Source organism: Empedobacter sp. UBA7620 (assembly GCF_002484185.1).
GTDB classification, from domain to species: domain Bacteria; phylum Bacteroidota; class Bacteroidia; order Flavobacteriales; family Weeksellaceae; genus Empedobacter; species Empedobacter falsenii_C.
This window is the reverse complement of the sequence record NZ_DLJI01000014.1, coordinates 34,982-41,501: the sequence shown is the minus strand read 5'-3', so window position 1 is coordinate 41,501 and position 6,520 is coordinate 34,982. Positions and strand designations below refer to the sequence as shown.

General features: G+C 33.9%; 5 protein-coding genes. 1 reads left to right on the top strand and 4 read right to left on the bottom strand.

The features are described 5' to 3' along the window. The first annotated feature begins 159 nt into the window (after window positions 1–159). Window positions 160–558 carry a group III truncated hemoglobin gene (locus B2217_RS02460; RefSeq protein WP_180906194.1) on the top strand — a complete coding sequence of 133 codons (399 nt, stop codon included), beginning with the start codon at window positions 160–162 and terminating at the stop codon, window positions 556–558. 56 nt (window positions 559–614) lie between these two features. On the opposite strand, the gene B2217_RS02455 is transcribed toward B2217_RS02460, so the two are convergent. From B2217_RS02455 to B2217_RS02440, 4 genes are all read right to left on the bottom strand, one after another. After that, on the bottom strand, window positions 615–1,988 hold the full coding sequence (locus B2217_RS02455) for an NAD-dependent succinate-semialdehyde dehydrogenase (RefSeq protein ID WP_180906195.1): 1,374 nt from the start codon (window positions 1,986–1,988) through the stop codon (window positions 615–617). Window positions 1,989–2,396: 408 nt separating this feature from the next. After that, window positions 2,397–3,956: a replicative DNA helicase gene (gene dnaB / locus B2217_RS02450; protein WP_115001280.1), complete on the bottom strand. Its 1,560-nt coding sequence runs from the start codon at window positions 3,954–3,956 to the stop codon at window positions 2,397–2,399. 99 nt (window positions 3,957–4,055) lie between these two features. After that, on the bottom strand, window positions 4,056–5,009 hold the full coding sequence (locus B2217_RS02445) for an acetyl-CoA carboxylase carboxyltransferase subunit alpha (protein ID WP_280046006.1): 954 nt from the start codon (window positions 5,007–5,009) through the stop codon (window positions 4,056–4,058). A gap of 157 nt (window positions 5,010–5,166) precedes the next feature. Then, window positions 5,167–6,345, bottom strand: coding sequence for a thiolase family protein (locus B2217_RS02440; protein WP_180906196.1), 1,179 nt, complete (start codon window positions 6,343–6,345; stop codon window positions 5,167–5,169). Between the last annotated feature and the right edge of the window lie 175 nt (window positions 6,346–6,520).

Below are 6,520 nucleotides of genomic sequence, written 5' to 3'. Positions count from 1 at the left end.
CTAAAAGCTTCTGCTAATTCTTCTTGAAATAATTTACTTACTTTTTGTTGTCTATTGCTATCCAATTCTATTCATTTTTATGAGACCGTAAAATTACTGCATTTTTTCGTGATTAAAAACATTGATGAATTGAATTAAGTTCTTTGTAAATTTGTTTTAATGAAAAAAGATATCGAAACTTCAGAAGATGTTGCTTTATTGGTAAATACGTTTTATGATAAAGTGCAAAAAGATGACGTAATTGGTTACTTTTTTTCGGAAGTTGCAAAGGTAAATTGGGACGAACATTTGCCACATATGATTCAGTTTTGGGAAACTGTTTTGTTAGGAAAAGCAACTTTTGAAGGCTGGCCAATGCGAACACATTTGGTTTTGAGTCAAAAGGAGAAATTAAAACCACACCATTTCGAGCGTTGGATTGAATTATGGTACGGAATAATTGACGAAAATTTTGAAGGAGAAATAGCAAATGAAGCAAAAAATCGAGCAAAAATTATGCGTGATTTAATTCTTTTCAAAATTGACCAAATGGAACAAAAACAAGGATTTATTCAATAAAAAAATGCAACTTCATAAAAGTTGCATTTTTTTATTATTAAGATATGATTGAAAAATTATTTCGCAATCATGATTAATTTTTTATTGATAAATTCCATAATTCCAGCTTTAGAAAGCTCTCGTCCGTAACCTGAATGTTTAACACCTCCGAAAGGTAAATCTGGGCTTGATGAAACTTGTTTGTTTACGTAAACCATTCCCGAATCTATTCTACGAGCGATTTTCTCCGCATTCGGAACATCTTCTGTGTAAATAGAAGCACCTAATCCATAAGGCGTGTCATTCGCAATTTTGATTGCTTCTTCTACATCTTTCACTTTCCAAATACAAACCACAGGTCCAAAAACTTCTTCGTCATAAGCCTTCATTCCAGGTTTTAAATCTGTCAAAATTGTTGGTTGTAAAAAGAAACCATCACGATTAATACGTTTTCCTCCTGAAACAATTGTTGCTCCTTTATTAGCTGAATCATTAATTTGATCCAATAATTTTTCTAATGCACTTTCCGAACTTACAGGTCCCATGTTGGTATCTGTCTGTGTAGGATCACCAACTTTCATTCCGTTTACATAATCCGTAATTTTTTTCAAATATTCGTCGTAAATACCTTCTTGTACAATAATACGTTTCGAAGAAGTACACGCTTGTCCAGCATTACGTAAACGACCATTAATTGTTCCGTTCATCACTTTTTCGATATCCGCATCATTCAAAACAATCATTGGATCAGAACCACCAAGTTCTAAAACCGAAGGTTTTACATTTTTACCAGCGATACTTGCAACCTCTGCACCAGCGGCTTCGGAACCAGTTAAAGAAACACCAACAATTTTTGGATTATTGATAATTGTATCTGTGTCTTTTCCTGACATCAACAAGTTTTTATACAAACCTTTTGGAGCGCCAGCAGCTGTAAACATTTCTTCGAAAGCGATTCCACATTGCGGAATATTAGAAGCCGTTTTCAAAACAACTGTGTTACCAGCCATAATGTGAGGTCCAGCAAAACGCGCAATTTGAGAAAAAGGAAAATTCCAAGGCATAACACCTAACAACACACCAATTGGTTCTGAAACCACATAAGCGTCACCTTTTTCTGTTTGTAAAGGAACATTTGCTAAGAATTCTTCTGCATTATCAGCGTAATATTCGATAATATTTGCACTGTAATCAATCTCGATTTCGCTCTCATACAATGGTTTTCCCATTTCTGTTGTAATCAAAGCAGCTAATCGAGTTTTTTGCTTGCGCATTTCGTTTGCGACACGTTTCATTACAGCTTTTCTTTCTTCGAAAGATTCGAATCGCCATGTTTGATATAATTCGTTTGCGTCGTCTATATATTGATTGATTTCTTCGCTTGTGTAGGCTTGAAATTCTTTTTCTATTTTACCTGTAGCAGGATTTAATGTTCTGATTGAACTTGCCATTTCACTCTTTATTTAATGTATACAAAGTTGTAGCAATTCTCGTTCCTAACAAAACTTTTAGGATAAATAAAACTGATAGTTTGTTGAATAAAACTAAATGTAGTTGATTGTTTAGTTTTTATATTAATTTGAGCTAGATGATTGTTTGCTGAATTAAGAAATTTCTATTTTCGAAATGCTTAAGGTTTTAGATTCCTTGACAAATTTGATAAAACAATTAATTGTAGCAGAAACCATTCTGAACTCGTTTCAGAATCACATATATAATTAATAAAATAAATTTAAAAAATAACGATTTCTACATCTAGTTTGTTGATTATCGTTAAATTATCTATTATAAAAAAATATAATGATCTCAAGCTGAAATAAATTCAGCTTGAGATAATATTTATTAATGAAAATTATTTTCTAAAACGGTAAATTATCGTCGTCGTTGTTCATTGAACTTGTGAATTCTCCGCCAAAATCTCCAAAAGCATCAGAAGGATCAATAGCAGATAAATTCATTGCACTTCCCATTTCTTGAGAACCATCATTCATCGAACTTTGAATTTCGAAATCTCCACCAAATGAAGTTTCTAAATCGGTAAATTTAGCTTGTTCATTAATGAATCGTAAACGTACATTTTCTAACGCACCATTACGGTGTTTTGCAATGATAAACTCAGCTTGCCCAGCACAAGGTTCACTTTCATCATCCCAATATTCCAATTTATAATATTCGGGACGATAAATAAAAGAAACGATATCGGCATCTTGCTCAATCGCTCCAGATTCACGTAAATCCGAAAGTAAAGGGCGTTTACTCCCTCCACGAGTTTCTACCGAACGAGACAACTGCGAAAGTGCAATAACAGGAATACTTAATTCTTTCGCAATCGCTTTTAAGGAACGCGAAATCATCGAAATCTCTTGCTCACGGTTTCCATTTGCTTTTCCACCAGCAGTCATCAACTGCAAGTAGTCAATCAAAATCATTTTTACACCATGTTGAGAAACCAAACGACGTGCTTTTGCTCTTAAATCGAAAATCGAAAGGGCAGGGGTGTCGTCAATATATAAAGGAGCATTTTCAAGACCTTTTACTTTTGTATATAATTGTTTCCATTCGTGATCGGCTAATTTTGCTTTACGCAATTTTTCACCCGAAATTCCAGTTTCACCTGAAATCATACGTGTAATCAACTGAACAGAAGACATCTCTAATGAAAAAACAGCAACCGGAATATTTTTGTCAACAGTCATATTTTTCGCCATCGAAAGGATAAAAGCGGTTTTTCCCATACCAGGACGAGCGGCTAAAATAATCAAATCCGATTCTTGCCAACCCGAAGTAATTTTGTCAATTTCTGTAAATCCAGAAGATAAACCAGACATTCCTTCTTTGGTAGATTGGGCTTTAATTTTATCAATAGCTTCTGTTACCAAATCTCTTGCTTCCGAATAACTACGCTTGATTCCACCTTCTGTGATTTCGAATAATTTAGATTCTGAATAATCCAATAAATCAAATACATCGGCAGTATCATCGTATGATTTTTCAATGACTTGATTCGAAATCTCAATTAAACGACGAAGGATGTATTTTTCTTGAATTACACGAGCATAATATTCCACGTGCGCAGAAGAAGAAACTTTTTGCGTTAATTGAATCAAATAATAATCACCTCCAACACGATCTAATTTGCCCTCACTTTTCAACTCATTTGAAACCGTTAATAAATCAATTGGTTCTGAATCGTTAAATAATTTTTGAATGACAGCATAAATCGCCTGATGCTCTGGACGATAAAAAACTTGCGGCGTAAGAATGTCAATGACTTCGTCCAACCCTTTTTTATCAATCATCATCGCGCCAAGTACAGCTTGCTCTAAATCAACAGCTTGTGGAGGAAGTTTACCTTTCTCTAAACCAATGACATTGTGCTTGTTAGCTGGTATTTCGGGATTATAATTTGCTTGTTCCATAAGAGTTCCAAAATTAAATAAAAAAACGAGATATAACTAATTTTATATCTCGTTTTAAAATCGTATATTCTACAATAAGTATTATTGTAAAACAATATTTTATCCTGAAAATTCTCCGAATTTGATGTAACGTTCTTGACGTTGTTGTTGTAATTCTTTAGGAGAAAGTTTTTTCAATCCGTTGTAAGTATCTAAAACTTTATTTTTCAAGTTTGTGTACGCAACTTCTGGTTTGTAGTGTGCTCCACCAAGCGGTTCTTGAATGATATCTTCAATTAATCCTAATTCTAACATATCAGGACCAGTTAATTTCATTTGCGAAGCAGCTTGCTCTTTGTAATCCCAACTTCTCCATAAAATTGTAGAACAGTTTTCTGGTGAAATTACAGAATACCAAGTGTTTTCTAACATGAAAACTTTGTTTCCAACTCCAATTCCTAATGCTCCACCTGAAGCTCCTTCACCAATTACAATTGTAATGATAGGAACTGTAAGTTTCAACATTTCGTAGATGTTTTTAGCGATAGCTTCACCTTGACCTCTTTCTTCAGCTTCTAAACCAGGATATGCACCAGGAGTGTCAACTAAAGTCAAGACAGGAATATTAAACTTTTCTGCTAACTTCATCAATCGTAAAGCTTTGCGGTAACCATCTGGATTAGACATTCCGAAACGACGATATTGTCTTTCTTTGGTATTTTTCCCTTTTTGTTGACCAATAATCATAAAAGTTTGACCATTGATTTTTCCCATACCACCAACCATTGCTTTGTCGTCAGCAAAAGTTCTATCTCCGTGAATCTCGATAAACGTGTTATCTGTAATCGCGTAAGCGTAGTCTAAAGTATAAGGGCGAGAAGGATGACGAGACAATTGTACACGTTGCCATGGTGTTAAATTCCCATAGATTTCCTTCTTTTTATTTTCAATTGCAATTTCAATTTCAACGCAAGCCTGTTTGATGTTAACACCGCTTCCTTCGCCGACGATTTGACAGCTTTGTAACTGTTCTTCTAAATCTTTGATAGGTTGTTCAAATTCTAAATATTCCATACAAAAGTGTTTGTTCAATCCAACAAATATAGAAAAGGTTTTTAAGCCAATTATAATAAATGTCGAATGTTTTTCAGATTTTTTACAAGTATTTTAATTTCAAAAGATAAAAAAGCGTCTACAGATTAGACGCTTTCATCGTGTATTTGATCTAAAATTAAATTTTTTCGATAATCATTGCAGAAGCTCCACCGCCGCCATTACAGATAGCTGCACCTCCAATTTTTCCTCCGTTTTGCTCTAAAACGCTTAATAATGTAACCAAAATTCTTGATCCGGAATTTCCAAGTGGATGACCGATAGAAACCGCACCACCATTTACATTAACTTTAGAAGCATCAAGATTTAATAATTTAGTATTTGCAATTCCAACAACTGAAAAAGCTTCGTTAAATTCCCAGAAATCAACATCAGTAGCTTTCATATTTGCTTTTTTCAATAATTTTTCAACCGCTTTAGCTGGCGCAGTTGTAAATTTTGAAGGTTCTTGAGAAGCATCAGCATAAGCAATAACTTTTGCAAGAGGTTTTAATCCTAATTCGTTTGCTTTATCCAAAGACATTAATACTAAAGCAGAAGCTCCATCATTGATTGTAGATGCATTTGCAGCAGTTACAGTTCCGTCTTTAGAGAAAACTGCACGTAAACCTGGAACTTTATCAAAGTTTACATTTTTATATTCTTCATCTTCTTTAAAAATAACTGGTTCTCCTTTGCGTTGAGGAATTTCTACAGGAACAACTTCGTTGTTAAATTTTCCAGCAGCCCAAGCTGCAGCAGATTTTTTGTAAGAATTGATTGCAAATTCATCTTGTTCTTCACGAGAAATATTGAACTCAGTTGCACAAGTATCTCCAAAAAGTCCCATCATTTCTTTGCTGTAGTAATCTTGCAAACCATCGTTCACAATTCCATCTAACAAAACCGTATTTCCGTATTTATTTCCAGTTCTTGCATTTGGCGAATAAAAAGGAACCATTGACATGTTTTCCATTCCTCCAGCAACTACAACATCTGCATCACCCAAACGAATTGCTTGCGTAGCAAACATCACAGCTTTCATACCAGAAGCACAAACTTTGTTTACCGTTGTTGCAGGAATCGTATTTGGTAAACCTGCTTTTATCATTGCTTGCTTAGCAGGCGCTTGTCCTTCACCAGCTTGCAATACATTTCCCATATATACTTCATCAACCAAAGATCCATCTAAGTTGATTTTATCTAAAGCTCCTTTAATAGCTGTTGCGCCTAAATCTGTAGCTGGAACGTTAGATAAACTTCCCAAAAAAGATCCCATTGCTGTACGAACAGCTGAAACGATTACGACTTCTTTCATTTAATTGTGATTTGTTGTTTTTATTATGATAACTTAATAATGCAAGATATAAAATTTATAGTAGTATTAATTTGATTTACTTTTTAAAGATTTTTTAAATTTGTTGTTGACTTAATACAGATAATTGATTTTTTTTGTTAAAATGATAATTATCTTAGAATAGAATATTTTTTGG

Excerpts from the sequence above, each read along its gene's own strand:
- B2217_RS02460 (WP_180906194.1), top strand. The coding sequence starts at position 160 with ATGAAAAAAGATATCGAAACTTCAGAAGATGTTGCTTTATTGGTAAAT.
- B2217_RS02455 (WP_180906195.1), bottom strand. The coding sequence starts at position 1,988 with ATGGCAAGTTCAATCAGAACATTAAATCCTGCTACAGGTAAAATAGAA.
- dnaB (WP_115001280.1), bottom strand. The coding sequence starts at position 3,956 with ATGGAACAAGCAAATTATAATCCCGAAATACCAGCTAACAAGCACAAT.
- B2217_RS02445 (WP_280046006.1), bottom strand. The coding sequence starts at position 5,009 with ATGGAATATTTAGAATTTGAACAACCTATCAAAGATTTAGAAGAACAG.
- B2217_RS02440 (WP_180906196.1), bottom strand. The coding sequence starts at position 6,345 with ATGAAAGAAGTCGTAATCGTTTCAGCTGTTCGTACAGCAATGGGATCT.